Source organism: Bradyrhizobium sp. WCU1, from assembly GCF_053474805.1.
Map to the genome: position 1 here is coordinate 2,708,738 of NZ_CM130280.1, position 22,636 is coordinate 2,731,373.

22 protein-coding genes, 1 tRNA gene and 1 riboswitch are annotated in these 22,636 nt (G+C 65.4%); of the genes, 8 read left to right on the forward strand and 15 right to left on the reverse strand.

Annotated features, from left to right (window positions below):
- The first annotated feature begins 7 nt into the window (after window positions 1-7).
- Window positions 8-1,240 (forward strand): DUF445 domain-containing protein, encoded by a 1,233-nt coding sequence (locus tag ACTUWL_RS12555; RefSeq protein ID WP_021076948.1) that lies wholly within the window; start codon window positions 8-10, stop codon window positions 1,238-1,240.
- A 218-nt stretch (window positions 1,241-1,458) separates the two neighbouring features.
- Here the strand turns inward: ACTUWL_RS12555 and ACTUWL_RS12560 are convergent, their stop codons facing one another.
- From ACTUWL_RS12560 to ACTUWL_RS12575, 4 genes are all read right to left on the reverse strand, one after another.
- Window positions 1,459-1,659, reverse strand: coding sequence for a hypothetical protein (locus ACTUWL_RS12560; RefSeq protein WP_021076949.1), 201 nt, complete (start codon window positions 1,657-1,659; stop codon window positions 1,459-1,461).
- A complete protein-coding gene (locus ACTUWL_RS12565) occupies window positions 1,659-2,762 on the reverse strand; it encodes a hypothetical protein (RefSeq protein ID WP_021076950.1) in 1,104 nt (367 codons plus the stop codon). Before ACTUWL_RS12565 ends, ACTUWL_RS12560 begins: the two co-directional genes overlap by 1 nt.
- A gap of 142 nt (window positions 2,763-2,904) precedes the next feature.
- Entirely contained in the window at window positions 2,905-3,834 is a 930-nt protein-coding gene (locus ACTUWL_RS12570; RefSeq protein ID WP_021076951.1) for a dihydrodipicolinate synthase family protein, read from the reverse strand.
- Between the two features lie 36 nt (window positions 3,835-3,870).
- Window positions 3,871-5,037, reverse strand: a complete 1,167-nt coding sequence (locus ACTUWL_RS12575) for an NADH:flavin oxidoreductase/NADH oxidase (RefSeq protein ID WP_021076952.1) — start codon at window positions 5,035-5,037, stop codon at window positions 3,871-3,873.
- 288 nt (window positions 5,038-5,325) lie between these two features.
- Between ACTUWL_RS12575 and ACTUWL_RS12580 the strand changes: the two genes are divergently transcribed.
- Entirely contained in the window at window positions 5,326-6,345 is a 1,020-nt protein-coding gene (locus ACTUWL_RS12580) for an LLM class flavin-dependent oxidoreductase (protein ID WP_035650123.1), read from the forward strand.
- A 277-nt stretch (window positions 6,346-6,622) separates the two neighbouring features.
- Here the strand turns inward: ACTUWL_RS12580 and ACTUWL_RS12585 are convergent, their stop codons facing one another.
- The 3 genes from ACTUWL_RS12585 to ACTUWL_RS12595 form a co-directional block, all read right to left on the reverse strand.
- Entirely contained in the window at window positions 6,623-6,853 is a 231-nt protein-coding gene (locus tag ACTUWL_RS12585; RefSeq protein ID WP_106940440.1) for a DUF3551 domain-containing protein, read from the reverse strand.
- 96 nt (window positions 6,854-6,949) lie between these two features.
- Window positions 6,950-7,023: transfer RNA gene (locus ACTUWL_RS12590), tRNA-Gly, on the reverse strand.
- 109 nt (window positions 7,024-7,132) lie between these two features.
- Window positions 7,133-8,653 (reverse strand): 4-amino-4-deoxy-L-arabinose transferase, encoded by a 1,521-nt coding sequence (locus ACTUWL_RS12595; protein ID WP_035650124.1) that lies wholly within the window; start codon window positions 8,651-8,653, stop codon window positions 7,133-7,135.
- A 199-nt stretch (window positions 8,654-8,852) separates the two neighbouring features.
- On the opposite strand from ACTUWL_RS12595, the gene ACTUWL_RS12600 reads away from it, so the two are divergent.
- The 4 genes from ACTUWL_RS12600 to ACTUWL_RS12615 are packed head-to-tail and all read left to right on the forward strand — an operon-like array spanning window position 8,853 to window position 11,141.
- Window positions 8,853-9,431: a methylated-DNA--[protein]-cysteine S-methyltransferase gene (locus ACTUWL_RS12600; protein ID WP_021076957.1), complete on the forward strand. Its 579-nt coding sequence runs from the start codon at window positions 8,853-8,855 to the stop codon at window positions 9,429-9,431.
- A gap of 9 nt (window positions 9,432-9,440) precedes the next feature.
- Complete coding sequence (locus ACTUWL_RS12605; protein WP_021076958.1) at window positions 9,441-10,280, forward strand: helix-turn-helix transcriptional regulator; 840 nt, start codon at window positions 9,441-9,443, stop codon at window positions 10,278-10,280.
- 56 nt (window positions 10,281-10,336) lie between these two features.
- Window positions 10,337-10,696 (forward strand): VOC family protein, encoded by a 360-nt coding sequence (locus ACTUWL_RS12610; protein WP_021076959.1) that lies wholly within the window; start codon window positions 10,337-10,339, stop codon window positions 10,694-10,696.
- A 28-nt stretch (window positions 10,697-10,724) separates the two neighbouring features.
- Window positions 10,725-11,141: an SRPBCC family protein gene (locus ACTUWL_RS12615; protein ID WP_021076960.1), complete on the forward strand. Its 417-nt coding sequence runs from the start codon at window positions 10,725-10,727 to the stop codon at window positions 11,139-11,141.
- 230 nt (window positions 11,142-11,371) lie between these two features.
- Here the strand turns inward: ACTUWL_RS12615 and ACTUWL_RS12620 are convergent, their stop codons facing one another.
- The 4 genes from ACTUWL_RS12620 to ACTUWL_RS12635 all read right to left on the reverse strand — a co-directional run bounded on the left by ACTUWL_RS12620 (window position 11,372) and on the right by ACTUWL_RS12635 (window position 15,310).
- Window positions 11,372-12,814, reverse strand: a complete 1,443-nt coding sequence (locus ACTUWL_RS12620; protein WP_021076961.1) for an MATE family efflux transporter — start codon at window positions 12,812-12,814, stop codon at window positions 11,372-11,374.
- A gap of 130 nt (window positions 12,815-12,944) precedes the next feature.
- Window positions 12,945-13,997, reverse strand: a complete 1,053-nt coding sequence (locus ACTUWL_RS12625) for a hypothetical protein (RefSeq protein ID WP_021076962.1) — start codon at window positions 13,995-13,997, stop codon at window positions 12,945-12,947.
- Window positions 13,998-14,197: 200 nt separating this feature from the next.
- The gene (locus ACTUWL_RS12630; RefSeq protein ID WP_021076963.1) at window positions 14,198-14,671 is read right to left on the reverse strand and encodes a nuclear transport factor 2 family protein; all 474 of its coding nucleotides are present in this window, start codon (window positions 14,669-14,671) and stop codon (window positions 14,198-14,200) included.
- An 87-nt stretch (window positions 14,672-14,758) separates the two neighbouring features.
- The gene (locus ACTUWL_RS12635; RefSeq protein WP_021076964.1) at window positions 14,759-15,310 is read right to left on the reverse strand and encodes a carboxymuconolactone decarboxylase family protein; all 552 of its coding nucleotides are present in this window, start codon (window positions 15,308-15,310) and stop codon (window positions 14,759-14,761) included.
- Between the two features lie 129 nt (window positions 15,311-15,439).
- On the opposite strand from ACTUWL_RS12635, the gene ACTUWL_RS12640 reads away from it, so the two are divergent.
- A complete protein-coding gene (locus tag ACTUWL_RS12640; protein ID WP_035650080.1) occupies window positions 15,440-16,354 on the forward strand; it encodes a LysR family transcriptional regulator in 915 nt (304 codons plus the stop codon).
- A gap of 66 nt (window positions 16,355-16,420) precedes the next feature.
- Here the strand turns inward: ACTUWL_RS12640 and ACTUWL_RS12645 are convergent, their stop codons facing one another.
- Window positions 16,421-17,479, reverse strand: a complete 1,059-nt coding sequence (locus ACTUWL_RS12645) for a 2'-deoxycytidine 5'-triphosphate deaminase (protein ID WP_448214153.1) — start codon at window positions 17,477-17,479, stop codon at window positions 16,421-16,423.
- A 181-nt stretch (window positions 17,480-17,660) separates the two neighbouring features.
- Window positions 17,661-17,740, forward strand: a riboswitch (SAM riboswitch).
- 76 nt (window positions 17,741-17,816) lie between these two features.
- On the opposite strand from ACTUWL_RS12645, the gene ACTUWL_RS12650 reads away from it, so the two are divergent.
- Window positions 17,817-19,010, forward strand: coding sequence for an O-succinylhomoserine sulfhydrylase (locus ACTUWL_RS12650; RefSeq protein ID WP_021076967.1), 1,194 nt, complete (start codon window positions 17,817-17,819; stop codon window positions 19,008-19,010).
- A 182-nt stretch (window positions 19,011-19,192) separates the two neighbouring features.
- Here ACTUWL_RS12650 and ACTUWL_RS12655 read toward each other — a convergent pair whose 3' ends face one another.
- From ACTUWL_RS12655 to pimC, 3 genes are all read right to left on the reverse strand, one after another.
- Complete coding sequence (locus ACTUWL_RS12655) at window positions 19,193-19,966, reverse strand: SDR family NAD(P)-dependent oxidoreductase (RefSeq protein WP_021076968.1); 774 nt, start codon at window positions 19,964-19,966, stop codon at window positions 19,193-19,195.
- A gap of 136 nt (window positions 19,967-20,102) precedes the next feature.
- Window positions 20,103-21,248 carry a pimeloyl-CoA dehydrogenase small subunit gene (gene pimD, locus ACTUWL_RS12660; RefSeq protein WP_021076969.1) on the reverse strand — a complete coding sequence of 382 codons (1,146 nt, stop codon included), beginning with the start codon at window positions 21,246-21,248 and terminating at the stop codon, window positions 20,103-20,105.
- A 195-nt stretch (window positions 21,249-21,443) separates the two neighbouring features.
- Window positions 21,444-22,634: a pimeloyl-CoA dehydrogenase large subunit gene (pimC, locus tag ACTUWL_RS12665; protein ID WP_021076970.1), complete on the reverse strand. Its 1,191-nt coding sequence runs from the start codon at window positions 22,632-22,634 to the stop codon at window positions 21,444-21,446.
- Between the last annotated feature and the right edge of the window lie 2 nt (window positions 22,635-22,636).

Genomic DNA, 22,636 nt, shown 5'->3' on the forward strand with positions numbered 1-22,636 from the left:
CGGCGCCGTGCTTCCGCCTGAGGACACCAGGCTGCGCGACCTTCGCCGCATGCGCACGCTGGCCACGGGTTTGCTCGTGTTCATGCTGCTGGTATTTCTGGCGACCTCGATGGCGCAGCCGCACTGGCCGTGGCTGGCCTATCCGCGCGCTTTCGCCGAAGCCGGCATGATCGGCGCCTGCGCCGACTGGTTCGCCGTCGTCGCGCTGTTCCGTCATCCGCTCGGCATCCCGATCCCGCACACCGCGATCGTTCCGCAGAGCAAGCAACGCATCGCGGTCGCGCTCGGCCGCTTCATCGCCAACAATTTCCTGTCGCCCCGCGTGGTCGGCGATCGCATCCGAGACGTCGACATCGCCGGCTGGACGGCGCAATGGATCGAGCGGCCGACGCATGCCCGCAGCGCGGCCCAACGCACGGTCTCGGCGGTCCATCAGGCCCTGCAGGCGACGCCGAGCGCCGAGATCAACGCCTTTCTGACCCGCCGCACTCGGCAGGGCATCGCGGCGGTTCCGGCGGCCCCGCTCGCTTCGCGGGTGCTGGCGCTATTATGGGCGCATGGCAACGCCCAGGCGCTGGTGGAGCGATTGATCACATCGGCGAGCGTGGCGCTCGCCAACAACAAGGAGACGATCCGCAAGAAGGTCTCGCAGCGCTCGTACCGGTTCGTTCCGAAATGGGTCGACGGCATGGTGGCCGACCGCGTCATCTCCGGCGTCAGCCAGACGCTCGACGAGATGCGCGAGCCGAACCATCCCTGGCGCGTCGAGCTCAAGGCCGAGATCGAGCGCCTGATCGACCGGCTCGCCACCGATCCCGAATACCTCGCCAGGGGCGAGGAGCTGAAGCAGCAGATGCTCGACAATCCCGCCGTGATCGGACAGATCGACGCGATGTGGCACGCCATCGAGATGCGGCTGAATTCCGCAGCGACCTCGGCCGCGATTGCGGACGCGATCGAAACCGCCCTCACGTCGGTTGCCGCCCGGGTCCGGGACGATGCCGAGATGCGCGACCGTATCAACCGCTGGCTTCGCGTCGCCGCGCTGCGCGCCGTCGCATCGCGGCGCCAGGAGATCGCGGCCTTCATCCGCAAGGTGGTCGAAAACTGGGACACCGAAACGCTGATCATGCGGATCGAAATGCAGGTCGGGCGCGATCTGCAATTCATCCGGATCAACGGCACCGTCGTCGGAGGGCTCGTCGGGCTGCTGATCTTCTCGGTCTCGCGCTGGCTGTAGCGCATGACGGGATTAAGTTGAACCTGGATCGACGGCGGAGGTTCACCTCTCCCTTGGGAGAGGTCGGCGCGTAGCGCCGGGTGAGGGTCTACGGTCCCTCGTGGGAGCTGCGGCCCCTCACCCGATTTGCTTCGCAAATCGACCTCTCCCCAAATGGGGAGAGGTGAACCGAGCGCACGGCCAAAGCGATTCAATAAGATGCGCTCGCCGCGATGCCGTCAGGGGAAGCGAATGCGCAGCAGCGGCAGTTGCTGCAGCCTGTCGATCAGGCGAACCATTTGGCTTGCCGCCAGACCGAGACAGCCGAGCATGAAGTGACGTCGGGTCAGACCCCGCTCACGGTCTGCGAATTCAAGACGCTCGAGGCGTGGCCTGAGGGGAGCGGGGGTACGCAGGGCGGGAAGCGTCGTCATATCCATCAGCCGATCGGAATGCGGATTTCCGGCGCGGTGGTCATCTGCTCGATCGTGCCGTCGAACGACAGGCAATCCGGATTTTCGCCGGGCATCCGGCGGAGCGTCTCGACCAGCTGCTCCTGCTCGAGCAGGAACGAGCGGCCGTCGCACAGCCGGGCATAGGCCGCCCAGGGCACGAATTTGGTGAACGGGAACGGGAATCCCTCGCGCGGCGAGACGTCGATGTTCAGGCCGGAGACAAACAGGACGTTCTTGGTGGCAAACGCCGGCTCGCGCAGGATGCTCCGATAGGTGCGGTCGAACTCGGCCTGGGTGACGAAGCGGGCGGCATCCAGCGCAGGATGCGGCGACGTCACCAGGGCCGGCATGACCGGCGCGAGCGCCGCCTCGAGAAGGTCATGGCCCTCGGGACCTTCGGCCAGCGCACGGCGGAAGTGAAACAGTTCGGGTGACAGCGCCGTCCCGATCGGCGCCGGCGTCTCGCCAAAGCAGGCTTCGCCCAACCGTTCGCGGATCGAATGGCCTGCGCGAAAGACCTTGGACGTGCTCAGCACGGTCAACGGTTGCGGCGGCGTCTCGACCATGCGGTCGAGCCGCAGAAAGACGCCTTCGCTGCGGCTGTCGTCGAGATATTGATTGTCGATCTGGAACACCGGCTCGCCATCGAGCCGGCCGCACTGCACCTGCCGGCAGGCATGCGCGTATTCGTCCTCGTACCAGCGCAGCACGCCGCAGAGCTTGCCGCAGCAATCTCCGAACCGGCAGCCTTCGGTGCGATGGCGCTGATAGACGCCGAAGCGGCCGTCATCGGGATTGTAGCCGACATGGCTGGCCTGGATCAGCACCAGGTCCTCGCCGTGATGGGCATAGGGCCCGTGGCGGTTGATCGCGACCTTGCCGCCGACCCGCCCGTGGTCGAACGGAAACGTCCCGAAATGCTGGGCCAGCAGCATGACCGGATAGCCCTGGCTCTCGTCGGAGCAGAAGGCGCGTGACGGCAGCATACGCTGCCGCTCAAAGCCGAGCGACCGGCAATAGTTGTAAAGCCGCGGCACGAAATGGCCGTAGCGCATCGCATAACGGCCAACCCGGAAGGTTTCGATCATCCGCTGCCTGACCGGTCAGACGTAACCACCCGCGAGGGAGAATTCCCCGCTCCCCCGTACCGGATCGGAACGGTAGATACCGTTGTTGACGGTTATGTGAATGCAGCCGGAGCGACGACCCGGACGCAACAGCCGGTGCGGCTCAGCGCCCCCAGCGCAGCACGACCGGATCGAGCGTGCGCGCGATCTCAATCAGTCCGGCGCGGGTGGCCGGATGCAGCGGTTGCAGCGGGTGCCGGACCGCGTCCGACTTGATGACGCCGCCCTCGCGCATCAGCACCTTGCAAGCCTGCAACCCGCATTGCCGGTTCTCGTAATTGATCAGCGGCAGCCAGCGCGCATAGGCCTGCACCGCCTCGTCGCGGCGGCCGGCGAGGAACGGATCCATGATCTGGCGGATGCCGTCGGGATAGCCGCCGCCGGTCATCGCGCCGGTCGCGCCGGCATCGAGATCGGCCATCAGCGTGATCGCCTCCTCGCCGTCCCACGGCCCCTCGATCACGCTGCCGCCCTTCTCGATCAGGCCGCGCAGCTTGTTGGCAGCCATCGGCACCTCGATCTTGAAGTATCTGACATTGGCGAGCTCCTTCGCCATCCGCGCCAGGAAATCGACCGAGAGCGGCGTGCCCGCGACCGGCGCGTCCTGGATCATGATCGGGATGCCGATCGCATCCGAGACCACCCGATAGAACTCATAGATCGCCGGCTCGCCGACGCGGAAGGTCGCGCCATGATAGGGCGGCATGATCATCACCATCGCGGCACCGGCGGTCTCCGCCTCGCGGCTGCGCGCGGCGCACACCGCCGAGGAGAAATGCGTGGTGGTGACGATGACGGGGATGCGGCCCGCGACGTGCTCGAGCACCGTATGCATCACGGTCTCGCGCTCGGCATCGGTGAGCACGAACTGCTCGGAGAAGTTGGCGAGGATGCAGATGCCGTGCGAGCCGGCATCGATCATGAAATCGATGCAGCGCCGCTGTCCGTCGAGGTCGAGGTTGCCGTTGACATCGAAGATGGTCGGCGCCACCGGGAAGACGCCGCGATAGGGACGCTTTGCGATTGTTGGCATAAGACGACCTCCCAAGTTTGTTGTCAGCTGTTCTCGTCAAACGCCGCGGTATGGCAGCGGCGGACCTTCGAGCCTGCGCAGGCCGGGCTCGCGCCGCTCCAGCCACCAACCATACTGCCTGGGCCAGGACGCGAACACCTCGCCGCCTCCGCCGCCCAGCGCAAGCTCGGCGTGCAGCGGCCAGTTCGGATCGAACAGCGCCTCGCGGCCGATCGCGACCAGATCGGCCTGGCCATTGGCCAGCACGTCTTCCGCCTGCTGCGGATGCAGGATCAGTCCGACCGCGATGGTGGCGATTTCGGCGGCGCGCCGGATCTCGTCCGCATAGGGCACCTGGAAGCCATAGCCGCGCGGAATCCGCGCCGCCGTCGCCGAACCGAGCAGGCCGCCCGACGAACAATCGATCAGATCGGCGCCGCGCGCCTTGGCTTCGCGCGCGAACGCGATCTGGTCCTCGAGCGTCAGGCCGCCCTCGACGCCATCGACCGAGGAGATCCGCACCGCCAGCGGCCGCTCCGCGGGCCAGGCGGCGCGCACGGTCTCGATGACCTCGAGCGGATAGCGCATCCGCCCGGCGCGGTCGCCGCCATAGGCGTCGCTGCGGCGGTTCGACAAGGGCGAAAGGAATTCGTGCAGCAGATAACCATGCGCGCAATGCACCTCGACGAATTCGAAGCCGGCCTCCACCGCGCGCAAGGTGGCGCGCCGCCATTGTTCGCGCAACGCGGCGAGCTCGGCCACATCGAGCGCGCGCGGCATCAGCCAGCCCTCCTCCATCGGGATCGCGCTCGGCGCCACTGTCCGCCACGGCAGATCGCCGCGGGCGCGATCGGCCTCGTCGAGCGCGGCATTGCCGTACCAGGGACGCTGCATGCTGGCCTTGCGGCCGGCATGCGCGAGCTGGATCGCGGGCACGGCGCCGTTGTCCTTCAGGAAGGCCGCGATGCGCTCGAGCGGCGCGATCTGCTCGTCGTTCCAGATACCGACATCGCCATGGGTGATGCGGCCCTCGGCCGCGACCGCCGCGGCCTCGACCATCACGAGCCCGGCGCCGCCCTGGGCAAACTTGCCAAGATGAACAAGGTGCCAGTCATTGGCGAGGCCGTCGGTCGCCGAATACTGGCACATCGGTGAAATCAGGATGCGGTTTCGGGAGGTCACGCCGCGAAGCGTGATCGGCTGAAACAGAAACGGCTGCGACATCGGGACCTGCGGACGCGTGGTGGCGGGGAGAATGGCGGCCGAAAGCTAGGCAGCGCGTCCCGCAATCGCAAGCCGCACAACAGCGCAGGCGGCAGGACCTGCACGCATGCAGCACCCGGGCAATGGCACGATCCGCAAAACCCGCAGCATCTGCCGCGGATATTCGCGCGGCTGGTAAACACATTCCACTATCCTTGGATGAGTTTCAGTCATGCCCGGCTGACTTTCAGTCATGCCGGGATCGCGCCACGGATCGCAATTCGCGCCGGACATGCCTACATTGCCGACATGAAGAAAATCGGATTCCTTTCGTTCGGGCACTGGACGCCCTCGCCGCAATCCCAGGCCCGCTCGGCCGCGGACGTGCTCCTGCAATCCATCGACCTTGCGGTGGCCGCCGAACAGCTCGGCGCTGACGGCGCGTATTTTCGCGTCCATCACTTCGCCCGGCAGCTCGCCTCGCCCTTCCCGCTGCTGGCGGCGGTCGGCGCCAAGACCAGCCGGATCGAGATCGGCACCGCCGTGATCGATATGCGCTACGAAAATCCGATGTACATGATCGAGGACGCCGGCGCGGCCGACCTGATCGCGGGCGGGCGCCTGCAGCTCGGCATTAGCCGCGGCTCGCCCGAACAGGTGATCGATGGCTGGCGCTATTTCGGCTACCAGCCGGGCGAGGGCCAGACCGACGCCGACATGGGCCGGCGCCATGCCGAGATCTTCCTCGACCTGTTGCGCGGTGAAGGCTTTGCGCAGCCGAATCCGCGGCCGATGTTTCCCAATCCGCCCGGCCTGCTGCGGCTCGAACCGCTCTCGCAAGGCCTGCGCGAACGCATCTGGTGGGGCGCCGGCTCGAACGCGACCGCGGTCTGGGCCGCGAAGCTCCGCATGAACCTGCAGAGCTCGACGCTGAAGAGCGACGAGACCGGAGAGGCCTTCCACATCCAGCAGGCTGCACAGATCCGGGCGTACCGTGCTGCCTGGAAAGAGGCCGGCCACACAAGCGAGCCGCGGGTCTCGGTGAGCCGCAGCATCTTCGCGCTGGTCGACGATCGCGACCGCGCCTATTTCGGCAACGGGCAGGAGGAAGACCAGATCGGCTTCATCGACGAGCGGACGCGCGCGATCTTCGGCCGCGGCTACGCCGCCGAGCCGGACAAACTGATCGAGCAGCTCAAGACGGATGAGGCGATCGCAGAGGCCGACACGTTGCTGCTGACCGTCCCCAATCAACTCGGCGTCGCCTACAACGCGCATGTGATCGAGAGCATCCTGACTCACGTCGCGCCGGCGATGGGCTGGCGCTGATCGCCGCCAAAGAACGACGCAACCGCGGGCACTTGCCGGCCGCTCCCGAGTTCCGGCGGAACTCCGTTCTCAAAGACGGAGAACTACGGAAACATAACTGCGCGTTGTGAGAAGAACAGGTCGGGTACAATGCGTTAGGCGCGCACGTTGCGTGAACAGATCGCCGCAATATCCCGGGACCGTCGTGCGTGGCGCGTCTTGCGGAACTGCCGGGTCAGGAATCCGGATCGCGATTGCGGCGCGGAGATCGGCAAGCCCGCGTGCATGAATGGAAAGGTCAGCGTTCAGGCCTGCCCGGACGCGTTGGCCTTGGCGCGTAAAACGGATTGATCAGGCAAGTTGCCGGATTCCCTACGGCTGCCGCCTGGCACTGCTCCAGCGACGTGAAGATGCAGTCCATTCGTTCGCCGATCAGCTCGCCGTACACATGCATGCAGACGGGATAGCGAGGATCATAGGTTTGTGCCGATGCCGGCTTCGTCATGCAAAGCGCGCTCAGCGCGAGCAACAGCGCTCCAGGCAACCTCACGTAAAATCTCCCGCTATGGCCGCGAAATATATCGCCTCGCCGACAAAACCGTCTCGTGCAATTTCGCCTGAGGGCTGGAGCGGGCGAAGGGAATCGAACCCTCGTATGCAGCTTGGGAAGCTGCCGTTCTACCATTGAACTACGCCCGCGATCTCAATTGCTTGAGGTCGACCCCATGGGGGCGACTAGCCGGACCATAGCCCGGGCCGAGGTGGCGGATCAAGCGCGCATTGACGCCGATCGCCGCGGCGCCGCCTGCTACTGGCCCATCCTCACGAGCACGTCATTGATGACAAAGGGCGCAGCGACCGATGCGTCGCAGCTCCCCCCGCGGGCATAGATGCAGGCATCGCTGAAGCCGACGCGGGCGCAGCTTTGCCGTGAAAAATCCACCGGCAGGTCGCTTGCCGCCTCGGGCCGCGCAAGGATGCGATTGAAGGCCGGCCGGGTCGCCTGCAACAGCAGCGGCGGCAGGATCATCTCGGCAAGGGGATCGGCGGGCTGCAGCGCATAGAGCGGCACCGGGCCGACCAAGCGTTCCCGCCCCGGCAACTGCTGGAAGCGAACGTTGTAAAGCGCAAGTCCGCACATCTGCGGATCGCTGCGCAGTTCGGCGGCGAGCCGCGCCGCGCCGACGCCGCGCGTCCAGTACTCGCGCATCCCTTCGTTGGCACCGGCCAGCGCGACGGACAGCAGCGCCCAGCCGCCGAGGACGATCGGCAATGCCAAGCGGCGCCACGTGGCTTTCGTGCGCAGCCATTGCACCCAATCGGCCGATCCCAGCGCCGCGACGATGGTGAACAGCACCAGCGACAGGAACACGAAGCGGTATTCCTTGTGCGCGATCAGGCTGTGGAAGACGAGGTTGACCAGCGCGACTGCCAGCAGCAACGGTGCGTGGCGCGAGCCGCGCCAGATCGCGGCGAGCGGGAGCAGGATCGCCACCGACCAAACGGTCAGGAAGTCGATCAGATAGGCCGAGGGCGGCGACACGCCGAATTCGATGGCGCGATCGTGGACGAGGTTCTCCTTGATGTTCGCGATCAGCCAGGCGAACGGCACGGCGCCATGCGCAAGGTCGATCGCGGCGGCAAGCAGCAGCGCAACGAGCCCGCCGGCGACCATCGGAACGAGGTTTCGCCAGCGTGGCCAGCACGCCCCGAAAGCCAGCACGGCGATCGCCGGCGCATATTGGAAGCGGCAGACGAAGGCGAATGCGAGCAAGGCACCGCCGATCGCAAGCCGCCGCTGTGACGGATGATCGGTGATCAGCAGCGCCGCCGGCACGATCAGCGCCGTCGCCAACGGCTCGCCCAATGTGTGTGGCGCGAGCATGATCAATTCGAACCAGGTCGCGGCGGCAAACGCTGCGACGACGGCATGGGTTCGCGAGACCCGCGCACCGAGGCACCAGGCGCTGGCCACGATCGCCAGCGACGCGGATGCGGCGATCAGACGCGGCAGCAGGAAGGCGCCTGCGCCGCCAGGCGCGATCGCATCACCCAGCGCAACCGGCCCGGCCAGCAATGTCGGCAGGAACCAGCCGCGAATGCCCTCGCGCCATTCCCACGTCAAAACGCCGTCGTGGCCGAGCATCCGCCACGCCGGCTCGAGATACTGAAACACTTCGTCGGGATAGATCACGTTGGGCCAGACCGCGGCCGCAACGCGGATCGCCAGCGCCAGGAGCAGCAATGCAAACAACGGATGCAAGCGCCCGCTCGCGCGCCCGACCATGCCTGCTCGGCCGGGCGCGGCTTCGGCGCTCGTGCTGGTCATCGTTCCGCCGATTGTCTTCTGGAGCAGCATGCCGGCGACCAGATAGCGGGCAAAGCCTTTAAGATGCGTGACCGGGTGATGCGTGACCGGACGTTGCCGAGGTCACACAGCGGCGGCCGCAACATGCTTAACCAAACCTTAAGATTCCGGATGCGCCGGACCGCGACGATGTTATGCTCTCGTGGGGGTTGGTGGCGTCATGGCGGGGCGTGGGTACACCATTTTCGACACGGCAGTCGGCCGATGCGGCATCGCATGGGGCGACGCCGGCGTGGCGGGTATCCAGCTTCCGGAGCTCCGCGAGATCGAAACCCGCAAGCGGCTGTTCCAGCTCTATCCCGATGCACGCGAGATGCGGCCGCCCGAGGAGATCGAGCTTGCCATCGAGGGCATCGTCGCGACCTTGCGCGGCGGCGATGGTGACCTCACGGGCGTGGCGCTCGACATGACCGACATCGCGGCCTTCGACCAGCGCGTCTACCATGCCGTCCGCGACATTCCCCGCGGCGAAACCCGGACCTATGACGAGGTCGCCAGCGCCCTGCGCGCGACCGGCGCGGTCTATGCGGTGGCGCAGGCGCTCGGCCGCAATCCCTTCATGATCATCGTGCCCTGCCACCGCGTGCTCGAGGCCGGCCACTATCCGGACCGGATTTCGGCGAACGGCGGCAGCGTCTCGAAGCGGCGGCTGCTCTCGATCGAAGGCGCCCAGCCGACCACCAGCAAGACCCTGTTCGACGTGCTGCTGCCCGTTGCGCGGCCCCGGCCGCAAGCCTAAATCTCGGGAATGAACCGAACCACGCTGCTGCAGCGCGACCGCATCACGGTGAACGAGTTTCGCTGCACGGCGGAGCCCGGCGACAAGCCGTTCGTCGAGCAATTCGCCTGCCACTCGGTGTCCTATGTGCGCAGCGGCAGCTTCGGCTGCCATTGCCGCGGCCGCTTCCATGAACTGGTGGCAGGCGCGATCCTGGTCGGCCATCCCGGCGACGAATACACCTGCACGCACGACCATGTGGTCGGCGACGAATGCCTGTCGTTCTTCCTCGACCCGGAGCTGGTCGAGACGATCGGTGACCGCGCGGACGTCTGGCAGGTCGGCTCGGTGCCGCCGCTGCCGGAATTGATGGTGATCGGTGAGCTCGCCCAAACGGCGGCAGCTGGCAACAGCGATGTCGGCCTCGACGAGGTCGGTCACCTCCTCGCCAGCCGCCTTGTCGAGCTGGTGTCCGACCGCAAGGCAAAGCCGCTCACCGCCGGCCTGCGCGATCGCCGCCGCGCCGTCGAGGCGGCGCTGTGGATCGACGCCAACTCGCATCACCGGATCGATCTCGACGATGCCGCCGAGCAGGCCGGCTTGAGCAGCTTTCATTTCCTGCGGTTGTTCTCCGCGGTGCTCGGCGTCACGCCGCATCAATATCTGGTGCGCTCGCGGCTGCGCCATGCGGCGCGACGGCTGGTCGACGACGACAGCCCGGTCACCGACATCGCCTATGACGTCGGCTTCGGCGATCTCTCCAATTTCGTGCGCAGCTTCCACCGCGCCGCCGGCGCCTCGCCGCTGAAGTTTCGCCAGGCCTCCCGCGGCGACCGCAAGATTTTCCAAGAACGCCTGGCGCTGCAATAGCTAGGTTTGCTCCGGTCCGCGCGTCACCGACGCGCCCAACGACTGGAGATCTCACCATGTACGACCATATCGGATTGCGCGTCGCCGACCTCGACGCCAGCGTGCGCTTCTACACCGCGGCGCTGGCGCCGCTCGGCTTCGTGCTGTGCTCGCGCGACGACAGCGGCGCCGGCTTCGGCCCGAAGGGCGAGCCCGCGCTCTGGCTGCATCTGCACAAGGGCAAGGCACAGGGCGGCGCCCATATCGCGTTCCGCGCACCGAGCCACGAGGCGATCAAGACATTCCACAGCGCGGGCCTGAAGGCCGGCGGCAAGGACAACGGCGCGGCAGGCCACCGCAAGGACTACAGCCCGACCTACTATGCAGCCTTCCTGCTCGACCCCGACGGCAACAATGTCGAGGCGGTGTCGACCTGAGATCAGCTCATAAAAGGACCCAATCCCCATGGCTTCGATTCAAAAGGACATTCCAATCGACGCGCCGGCGGACCACGTCTGGGACGCGCTGCGCGATTTCGGCGCGCTGCATACCCGGCTGGTGCCGGGCTTCGTCACCGACACCCGGCTCGACGGTGACGTTCGCACCGTGAGCTTCAGCAACGGCACCGTGGCGCGCGAGACGCTGGTCGATTGCGACGACGAGCGGCAGCGGCTGGTCTATGCGATCACGAGCGAACGGCTGAAGCAGCATTCCGCCTCGGTGCAGGTGCTTGCCGAGGACGACGCGCACTGCCTTGTGGTGTGGATCGCCGACGTGCTGCCGCACGAGATCGCGCCCTATATGTCGGCGCAGATGGACCTTGGCGCGGCGGCGATGCAGGCGGCGCTGGCGAAATCGGCCAAAGAAAAGAACGCGGCGTAGCGGCGCTGGCGGCCAGAAGATCTTATCACCGTAACGGTGTGAGAATTGTAGCGAGCGGCTCTCCCTACATCGTCGTCCTGGCGAAAGCCAGGACCCATAGCCACCGAATTCGATTGAGAGTGCGATAGTGGCCCCAGCGTCGCTCGACAACAAGCGGTCGGGGTAATGGGTCCTGGCTTTCGCCAGGACGACGCCGACGGTGTGAGAGCCGGGGATAACAGCGCAGAGCGCTACGACAACGCCGGCTGCGCCTCGGCAACCTGCGCGGACTTGCCCCAGCGCGTCAGGATCACGCTGAGGCAGGAGAGCACGCCGAGCACGCCCATCGAGGCGGCGGCGAGTGCGAAGAAGTTCTGCGCACTCGCCTCATGCGTCGACAGCCACCAGCCGCCGGTGCCGATGAAGATCAGCCGCGCGGTCTGCGCCAGCACCGGGCCCAGCACCTTGGCGGCGCCCTGCGAGGAGAAATACATCGACATCGCAAGGCCGATGAAGGCGTACATGGGCGCCGCGGTCGACAGATATTGATGGCTGGTCGCCCGCACATGCGGATCGCTGGTGAATAGGTTGACCCAGAGATCGGGGAACACAGCGATGAAGCTGCCGACCACGCCGACCGACAGGAACGACACCGTGCCCGCGGTCCAGGCGATGCGCCGGGCGCGCGCGATGCGCTCGGCGCCGACCGCCATGCCGATCATCGGCACCGAGGCGATGCCGACGGCAAACGCGACCGAGGTCAGCATGAATTCGAGCCGCGCGCCGATGCCGTAGCCGGCGAGCACCGCGGTGCCGAATTGCGCCAGCATGTGGGTGAAGATCGAGATCGTCAGCACCGATTGCAGCGGCGAGAAGCAGGAGACCGCACCGACCCTGAGGATGTCGATGAACATCGCCCATTGCACGCGCAACCCCCTGAGCTTCGGCTTGACCCGGGCGCGGCCCGAGAACAGGTACCAGCCCATCACGCTGATGCTGATCGAATAGGCGATCAGCGAGCCCGCGGCGACGCCGCGCATGCCGAATTGCGGCACCGGGCCGAGGCCGAGCCCGAGCGTGCCGCCGAGCATGATCTGCCACACCGCCGAGGACAGGATCATGGTCGACGGCAGCTTCATGTTGCCGGTGCCGCGCAGGATGCCGGCCATCGTGTTCATCAGCCAGGGCAGGATCGCGCCGCCGAAGAAGATCTGCGTATAGGCGATCGCCTGCGCCAGCACATTGCCGCGGCCGCCGAGCAGTTCGAGCAGATGCGGGCCGAAGATCAGCATGCCCAGCATGAAGGTGACGCCGAAGGTGAGGCCGATCAGCAGCGCATGCATCGCCAGCGTCGACGCGCGCTCGATCTCGCCGGCGCCGAGTGCGCGCGCGATCGCGGATGCGACGCCGCCGCCCATCGCGCCGCCCGACATCGTCATGGTCAGGATCACGCAGGGAAACACCAATGCCATCGCCGCCAGCGACTCGACGCCGAGCCGGCCGATATAGGAGGTCTCCGCGATCACCACGCAGGTGCCCGCGGAGAGCGCGATCACATTCGGCCAGGCCAGCCACAACAGCGTGCGCAGGATCGGGCCGTCGAGCAGCGCGTTGCGCGCGGGCTTGGTCACCGGCGGCGGCAGCGGCCGCTCCTGGTCGTCGACAGGTATTTCGGCGAGGCCGAGGTCGGACATTTCCACTCCCACGCGCGCAGTCTGGGAGCCGCGCCATGGTGTTTCCCTACCATGGTGGCGGCGAAATCCACGTGCGCGGGACGCAAGGGGGGCCTGCGCGATTGCAGGTGAACCTTGATGAACCTCTGATCTAGCCGATCGACCACACGAACGGCGCGCCGGCGGTGCTGTTCGGCTTCAAATGCAGCGGAATGTGCCGTCCACAGCCGGCCGCCAGCCCCTCGAACAGCCCGGTCAGCACGCTGGCGCAGGCCGGGTGATAATCGGCCACATCGGCCATCAGCTTCCAGCCCTGCTGGCGGATCTCGAACTGGCCTTCGGATTCGGTGATCTCGGCAACATCATCCTGCGACTCGAACAGCGTGCGCAGGAATGCGGCAAATTCCGTGGCACGGCCACGGCTGCCGCCGAGCGCCTGCGCGACCTCGTCGAAATACTGCATGCCGATCAGCTTGCCGGTGAGATGCAGCAGATAGCTCGCATCCTCCGGGCCGAACACCTGCACGATGACGGGCGCGGCCGTCTTCACATATTCCATCGCGTAGTTGCGATAGGCCTTCTCCAGCCGCGGCTTTGGCCAGCTGTCGACCGGCAGCGCCGGCGCAGTGTTCGGATCAAACGGCGGCGCCTCGAGATGGCGCGCGAACACCAGGCGCTGGTCGAGCTCAAGCGGATGGTCATATTCGCAGTAATAGCCCTCGAGGCCGTCCTGGCCGTCGACGCTCTGCTTGGTGCAGACGAAGCCGAGCCTGAGATCGCCGAGCGCGACACCGTTGTTGGCGTGCCAGCCGCGCAGCATCGCGCGCGAGACCTCGCCCGGCACACCGCAGATCGCGGTGCCCTTCCAGATCCAGCGCGGCGGCGGATAGCGGATCCAGGCCTTGCGGTCGTTCTCGTACACGTATTGGACATGCACGCCGCCGATCCAGTTGGAGAGATAATGATACTGCGCGGCCGCGACCGCCGGCGGCAGGCCGTCGAGGCCGAGCTTCTTCAGACCGGGCAGGAAGCGCTCCTGCTGCTGGCGGCGAAACACGCGGAAGACGAACTCGGCGGCATCGGCGGTGCCGCGCCGCGTCACCACGGTGAGGATCAGCCCGGTGAAGAAGGCGTGATAGAGATCGGCGACGCTGCGCCACTTCCGCCACTGCGCTTCTTGTGCGGACTCCGTTGCGGCGCTCATGTTCACTCCCGATCTGTTGTTTGCCGGAATGTGTCACCGCCAGCGAGGCGACGCAACCACACACCCGGCGTCATCGCCCCACTCGATCGGGCGATGAAATGATCCGGAGCCCGCGATCTCGATTCATGCTTCGTCTCGCGGCTGAATCTTTCACCTCGCCATTGAGCACGAAGCCGAAAATGGGGGCCGAACAGACCCCTTCACAACCCGAGATCGCTCAATGACGGGTGATCGTCGGGGCGCCGGCCAAGAGGCCAATGGAATAGACGATCCTCGGGCTTGATCGGTAGGTCGTTGATGCACGCATGACGGCGGCACATCAGGCCATTCGGCTCGAACTCCCAATTCTCGTTGCCATACGACCTGAACCAGTTTCCACTGTCATCGTGCCATTCATAAGCGAACCGCACCGCAATCCGGTCACCCGTGTAGGCCCACAACTCTTTTATCAGGCGATAGTCGAGTTCGCGGGCCCACTTTCGAGTCAGGAACGCCTGAATTTGATCGCGACCCTCGACGAACTCGGAACGGTTTCGCCAGCGGCTATCTGGCGTATACGCCAGCGATACCCGGGCAGGATCGCGGCTATTCCACCCGTCCTCGGCAAGTCGGACCTTCAGCGCAGCGCCTTCAGTGGTCGTAAAGGGCGGCACGGGCGGACGTTCGGCTTCCATTGCCAATCTCCTGTTGTGGCGAGCTCTGTTTCGTAAGCTGGAGAGGACCCGAGCCGACGGCGAAGTCGTCGGCTCGGGAGACACCGGTCAGGCGGCCTTGAGATCGTTCGCTTGCACGACAGGGAAATCGATATCGGTCTTGGCGACCTCGTTGACGAAATTAGTGAAGACGTTCTCCACAACGAGGGCGACAATTTCGAGCACTTGAGCATCGCTGTACCCGGCCTTGCGAACCGCAGCGATATCTTCGTCGCCGACGTGGCCGCGCGTTTCGGCGACCTTCGCCGCGAAGCGGACGGCGGCATCCGCCTTCGGATCGCCGGAAGTTCCCTTCCGGTTGAGGGCGATCTCTTCAGCGCTGATCTTGGCCAGATTCAGTCCGAGGTAAGTGTGAGCCGACAGACAATAGTCGCAGCCGTTCACCTGGGCCACGGCGAGCGCGATGCGCTCGCGAGTCTTGACATCCAGACTCTTCGCAAGAGTTCCGCTGAGGCCGGCTAAGGCCGTGAGCGCCACCGGGCTGCTGGAGACCACCCGAAACAGGTTGGGTACGACGCCGAGCTGCGCGTTGACGGCAGCGAGGATCGGCTTGGAGGCTGCTGGCGCATCGTCCAGCGCGGGAATGGGAAGGCGGGCCATGATGATCTCCATCGTTGGTTGAACGGTAACAGGCCGGTTGGGTCGGCTGACCACGGACATAGGTCCTTCCAGTAGGAATGATAATGCTGTAATTTCGAGAGGCATTGTCTTGGTGAGTGAGATAATCAATTGGATCGTTTGGAGGCGATGACGGTCCTCGTGGCCGTGGTGGACAACGGAGGCTTCACCGCGGCGGCGCGTGCGTTGGGTCTGCCTCTTCCCACCGTCAGTCGAAAGCTGGCAGAGCTGGAATCGCATCTTGGCACTCGGCTGCTGAACAGGTCGACGCGACGGATCGCGCTGACCGACGCGGGGCAGGACTACCTGTCTGCTTGCAAGCGCATCCTCGAGGAGATCGGGGACGCCGAGCGAAAGGTTGCCGGCGAATACGTCGCTCCGAAGGGGGAGTTGGTCATATCCGCGCCCATCGTGTTTGGCAGGCTCCATGTGATCCCTGTCATCAGCGAGTTTCTGGCGAAACATCCTGATATCGACATCCGGATCGTCCTGTCCGACCGGAACGCTCATCTGCTCGACGACGACATCGATCTGGCCGTGCGGATCGGCCGACTGCGCGACAGCTCCATGGTTGCAACGCAAGTGGGGATGGTGCGCCAGATCACTTGCGGAAGTCCAAACTACTTTGCGGCGAACGGAATTCCGAAAGTGCCGCGCGACCTTCAAAAACTTTCTGTCATTACCTTCGAGGCGCTGAATTCAGGGACGTCGTGGTCCTATGGAGGCAAGAAGAGCGAAGCGCTGCCAGTCCGCTCGCGCCTGTCCGTCAATACCGCAGAAGCCGCGATCGATGCGGCGATTGCGGGCACGGGCGTGACCCGAGTGCTGTGCTATCAGGCCGCGCAAGCGGTCGCTGGCGGCAAGTTACAGGTCGTGCTCAGCTCCTTTGAGCCTGCGCCGGTGCCGGTGAGCATCATCTACGCAAGTCAAAATATGCTTCCGCTGAAGATGCGCAGCTTCATCGATTTTGCGGCTCCGCGGCTTCGCGCAAGGCTTTCTCAACTCGCTGATCGCGCCAAGGCGTAAGCCGGACAGGCCGCTGCCTTGGCTGGCCCCAGAGCGATCTCTCGGCGTTTGCCCTGCGGAATATCGCTACACGCGAAAATGCTTGGAGAGCTTCAGGCCCTGCGCCTGATAGTTCGAGCCGATGCGCTGGCCGTAGAGCGCATCGGGACGCTCCAGCATGCGTTCATAGACGAGGCGGCCGACGATCTGGCCGTGCTCGAGAATGAACGGCACCTCGCGCGAGCGCACTTCGAGCACGGCGCGCGCGCCCTTGCCGCCGGCGCCGGCATAGCCGAAGCCGGGATCGAAGAAGCCGGCATAGTGGACGCGGAATTCGCCGACCAAGGGATCGAACGGCACCATCTCCGCGGCGTAGTCCGGCGGCACCTGCACGGCTTCCTTGGACGCAAGGATGTAGAATTCGCCGGGATCGAGGATCAGGCTGCCGTCAGGGCGCGCCTTGATCGGCTCCCAGAACTCCTCGACGGCATAGCCGCCGCGGCGATCGACATCGACCACGCCGGTGTGGCGCTTGGCGCGATAGCCAACGAAGCCGCCCGAGTTTTCGCCGGAGAGATCGACCGAGAGCGCGACACCATGGGTGAGATCGGCATTGTCGGCATCGACCAGCCGCTCGGCGGCATGCAGCTCGTCCAGCTCGTCGGCGGTCAAGGTCGCCTCGCCGATCCGGAAGCGGACCTGGCTGAGCCGCGAGCCCTCCCGCAGCAGCACCGGAAACGTCTTCGGTGAGATCTCGGCATAGAGCGGGCCGTGATAACCGGCACCGATCATGTCGAAGCGGCGCGTGCCGTCGGCGATCACGCGGGTGAAGACGTCGAGCCGTCCGGTCGAGCTCTTCGGGTTGGCCGCGGCCACGATCTCCGGCGGCAGCGCCAGGCTCTCCAGCAGCGGCACGATGTAGACGCAATTGGTCTCCAGCACGGCGCCGTCGGAGAGATCGATCTCGTGCAGCTTGAGCTGGTCGATCCGCTCGGCGACGGTGGCATCGGGCCCCGGCAGGAAGCTGGCGCGGACCCGGTAGGCGATGTCGCCGAGGCGGAGATCAAGGCTTGCCGGCTGGATCTGGCTCTCGACAAAGTCGTAGGCGGGCAGAATGAGGCCAGCCTCCGCCATCTCCGCGATCATGCGGTCGGGCAGGATTCCGTTGGATTCATCTTCCAGCGTGAACGACACGGCGCGGTCCCTCGGCGATCCCTCGAGATGGCCCAAAATCAACCTCTGACGGGCCACCAAGCCCCCATATATGGGCTTTTACGGGTTATCCGATGACCGTCTTGACGGAAAGGGCGCGAGGGAATATCAGCTGCACTTATCCCGTGGTGATTTGAGCCGGCCGGCTTGCAGCCACGTTAAATAAGTCGCTAAACAGGCCGGGGACAGTGTGATCCCGGTCTGTGGAGGTTGCTCCAGGCCGGTTTTTTTGTGGCCATTTTCGCCAGGAAATGGCCACCTCGGAGGTCACATGTCTGAATCTGAAGGTACCGCCCGCTTCCGTCCCGAAACCCGCCTGGTCCATGGCGGCACGCTGCGCTCGCAATTCGGGGAGACGTCGGAAGGGCTGTTTCTCACCCAGGGTTACGTCTACGACACCGCTGAGCAATGCGAGGCGCGCTTCAAGGGCCAGGATCCCGGCTTCATCTATTCGCGCTATTCCAACCCGACGATTGCGATGTTCGAGCGCCGCATGATCGAGCTCGAGGGCGCGGAAGCCGCGCGCTCGACCGCGACCGGCATGGCCGCGGTGACCACCGCGATCCTCGCGCCCCTGAAGGCCGGCGACCACGTGGTGGCATCGAAGGCGCTGTTCGGCTCCTGCCTCTACGTGGTGCAGGACCTGCTGCCGCGCTACGGCATCGAGACGACGCTGGTCGACGGGCTTGACCTCGACCAATGGCAGCGCGCGTTGCGGCCGAACACCAAGACCTTCTTCCTGGAGAGCCCGACCAACCCGACGCTCGACGTGCTCGATATCGGCGCGATCGCCAAGATCGCCCACAGCGGCGGCGCCCGGCTGATCGTCGACAACGTGTTCGCGACGCCGATCTGGCAGAGCCCGCTGTCGCTCGGCGCCGACGTCGTGGTCTATTCCGCGACCAAGCATATCGACGGCCAGGGCCGCTGCCTCGGCGGCATCATCCTGTCGTCGGAAGCCTTCATCGCCGAGCACATCCACAATTTCATGCGCCAGACCGGCCCGTCGCTATCGCCGTTCAACGCCTGGGTGCTGCTGAAGGGACTGGAGACGCTCGGCGTCCGCGTCCGCGCGCAGACCGAGAACGCGGCGAAGATCGCCGAGGCGCTGGCGAGCCATCCGAAGGTCACCCGGCTGGTCTATCCCGGCCGCGCGGATCATCCGCAGGCCGCGACGGTGAAGAAGCAGATGGGCGCCGGCTCGACGCTGGTCGGCTTCGAGGTCAAGGACGGCAAGGCCGGCGCGTTCCGCTGTCTCAACGCGCTGAAGATCTCGCGCATCTCCAACAATCTCGGCGACGCCAAGAGCCTGGTCACGCATCCCGCCACCACGACGCATCAGCGCCTGGCGCCGGAAGCGCGCGCCGAACTCGGCATTAGCGAGGGTTTTATTCGCTTCTCGGCCGGGCTCGAGCATCCCGACGATCTGATCGAGGATTTCCAGCGCGCGCTGGAGCAGGTCTAAACTTGGATCGGAAGCGGAGGCTCACCTCTCCCTCGGGAGAGGTCGGCGCGTAGCGCCGGGTGAGGGCTTACGGTCCCTCGTGAGAGTTGCGGCCCCTCACCCGATTTGCTTCGCAAATCGACCTCTCCCCAATGGGGAGAGGTGAAGCGAGCGTGCGGCTAAAGCGATTCAATCATCATGCGTTACGTCGCCGCCGTCGTAACACCGCCGTCGACCACGATGGTCTGGCCGGTCATGAAGGTCGAGGCGTCGGAGGCGAGATAGGCCACCGCGCCCGCGATCTCGTCGGGCTCGCCAATGCGGCGGAGCGGCGTCGACGCGGTGCGACGCTTCAGATTGTCCGGATCCTCCCACAGCGCGCGGGCGAAATCGGTCTTCACCAGGCCCGGCGCGACGCAATTGACGCGCACGCCCTTCGGGCCCCATTCGCCGGCGAGGCTGCGGCACAGCGCGAAGTCGGCCGCCTTGGAGATGCCGTAGGCGCCGATCACGGTCGAGCCGCGCAAGCCGCCGATCGACGAGATGATGATGACCGAGCCCTTGCCGCGTTCGGCCATCTGCGGGATCGCCAGCGCGGAGAGCCAGATGTTGCTCTTGACGTTGGAGCCCATGATCTTGTCGAAGGCCTCATCGGTGATGTCGAGCAGCGGGCCGTAATACGGATTCACCGCGGCGTTGCAGACCAGGATGTCGATCTTGCCGTAATGCTTGATGGTGCCGGAGACCAGCGCCTCGACCTCCGCGCGGCGCGCGATGTTGCAGGGGATCACGAGGGCATCACCGCCGGCCTTCTTGATGCCGTCGGCGACGACCTCGCAGGCATCCGCCTTGCGCGAGGAGATCACGACCTTGGCACCGAGTTTTGCGAGCAGCTCCGCCGAGGCGCGGCCGATGCCGCGGCTCGAGCCGGTGACGACCGCGACCTGACCGGTGAGATCGAACGGGGTGTTCTTCATTGTTGTTGCCTCCCGGATCGGCCGTCATTCCGGGGCTCGCGAAGCGAGAACCCGGAATCCATTGGGCCGCATGATTTGTCGTGGAATGGATTCCGGGTTCGCCGCGTTGCGGCGCCCCGGAATGACGTTTGTGCGATCAGGCCAACAGCCCGCCGCCCTCACTGACGCGACGGAGGTGGTAGTCGGTGTCGCCGAGCGTGTTCTCGATCATGGTCAGCCGCTTGAAGTAGTGGCCGATCTTGGCTTCCATGGTCATGCCGATGCCGCCGTGCAGCTGGATCGACTGCTGGCCGACGAACTTCAGCGACTTGCCGACCTGCACCTTGGCGGCCGCGACCGCCGACGAACGCTCCTTGGCATCGCTGAAGTCCGACGCCATGGTCGCGAACATCGACATGCTGCGGGCCTGCTCCAGCGCCACGAACATGTCGGCGGCGCGGTGCTGCAGGCTCTGGAACGAGCCGATCGCGACGCCGAACTGCTTGCGGGTCTTGATGTACTCGACGGTGTCCTTCAGCGACTGGTCCATCGCGCCGACCGCCTCCGCGCACAGCGCAATGCGGGCCTCATCGGCGACACGCTCGATCAGCGGCAGGCCGTTCTCGGGATCGCCGATCGCAGCATCCGCACCGACTTCGACATTGGTGAAGGTGATGTCGGCCGCGTGCAGGCCGTCCTGGGTCGGATAGCCTTTTTTGGTGATGCCCTTGGCATCCGCCGGGACCAGGAACACGCCGATGCCGGCCTTGTCGCGCTGGCCGCCCTTGGTGCGCGCAGTGACGATCAGCGTGTCGGCGTTCTCGCCGTTGAGCACGACGAACTTCTCGCCGTCGATCACCCAGCCGTCGCCCTTCTTCTTCGCCGTGGTCACGACGTCGAACAGGTCGTAGCGCGAGTTCTTCTCGAGCTGGGCAAAGCCGAAGGTCTTGCTGCCGTCGATGATGCCCGGGATGTACTTGGCCTTCTGCTCGGCCGAGCCGCCATGGCGCAGGAAGCCGCCGGCGACGACGACGGTCGCGAGATAGGGCTCGACCACCAGCGCCTTGCCGAGCGCTTCCATCACGATCATGGTCTCGACCGCACCGGCGCCGAAGCCGCCGTCGGTCTCGGCGAAGGGCAGACCCAGCAGGCCCTGCTCGGCGAGCTTGCCCCAGAGCGCTTTGCTCCAGCCGCCCTTCTCCTTCATGTACTTCTTGCGCGCATCGAAGTCGTAGGCATCCGCCAGCAACCCGTCGACGCTTTCCTTGAGAAGCCGCTGCTCCTCGGACAGATCAAAATCCATGTTCGTTCCCTTAACTAACTGATCGTTGTTCAAGCCGGGGTCTCTTCACCTCGCCCCGCTTGCGGGGAGAGGTCGGATCGCATCGTCAGATGCGATCCGGGTGAGGGGGTACAGGTCTCTCGGCATTCCCTGCACGGAGAGAGGCCCCTCACCCCAACCCTCTCCCCGCAAGAGCGGGGCGAGGGAGAAGAGAAATCAAAGCCCCAGCACCGCCTTGCTGATGATGTTGCGCTGGATCTCGTTGGAGCCGCCGTAGATCGAAACCTTGCGGTTGTTGAAGTAGCTCGGCGCGATCTGCGCGGTCCAATCCATGCTCTCGTTCGAACCGGCATCGCCGTGCTCGTCATAGGGCGCGGCGAACGGGCCGATGATCTCCATCAGCAACTCGGTGGTGGTCTGCTGGATTTCGGAGCCCTTGATCTTGAGCACCGAGGATGCCGGATTGGGCTTGCCCTTGCCGTGCTTGCCCTCGTCGGCGACGACGCGGAGCTGGGTCAGCTCGAGCGCCTTCAGCTCGATCTCGCAGGCGGTGAGCTTCTCGCGGAACGCCGGATCCTCGATCACAGGACGGCCGCCGGACTCGACCTTGGAGGCCAGCGCGCGGATGCGACGCAGCCGCTCCTTCGAGACGCCGACCCGGGCGATGCCGGTGCGCTCATTGCCGAGCAGGAATTTGGCGTAATCCCAGCCCTTGTTCTCCTCGCCGATCAGGTTCTCGTAGGGAACCTCGACGTCGTCGAAGAACACCTCGTTGACCTCGTGGCCGCCGTCGATGGTCTGGATCGGACGCACGGTGACGCCCTTCGACTTCATGCTGAACACGATGAAGGAGATGCCCATCTGCTTCTTCGCGTTCTTGTCGGTGCGGCAGAGACAGAAGATCATGTCGGCGTGCTGGGCGAGCGTGGTCCAGGTCTTCTGGCCGTTGATGATCCACTTGTCGCCACGGCGCTCGGCCGTGGTCTTCAGTGAAGCGAGGTCCGAACCCGAGCCCGGCTCCGAGAAGCCCTGGCACCACCAGTCGTCGACATTGGCGATGCGCGGCAAATATTCCTTCTTCTGCTTCTCATTGCCGAAGGTGTAGATGACAGGGCCGACCATGCTGACGCCGAAGGCGAGCGGCTGCGGCGCGGGATAGGACTGCAGTTCCTCGTTGAAGATGTAGTGCTGCACGGTGGTCCAGCCGGTGCCGCCAAATTCCTTCGGCCAGTGGGTGACGCCCCAGCCCTTCTTGTTGAGGATGCGCCACCAGGTGACCATCTCGTCCTTCGACAGATGACGGCCTTCCTGCAGCTTGCGCCTTGTCTCCGGCGGCACGTTGTTCTTGAAGAACTCCCGTACCTCCTCGCGAAACGCTATCTCTTCCTTGGTGAAAGCGAGATCCATCG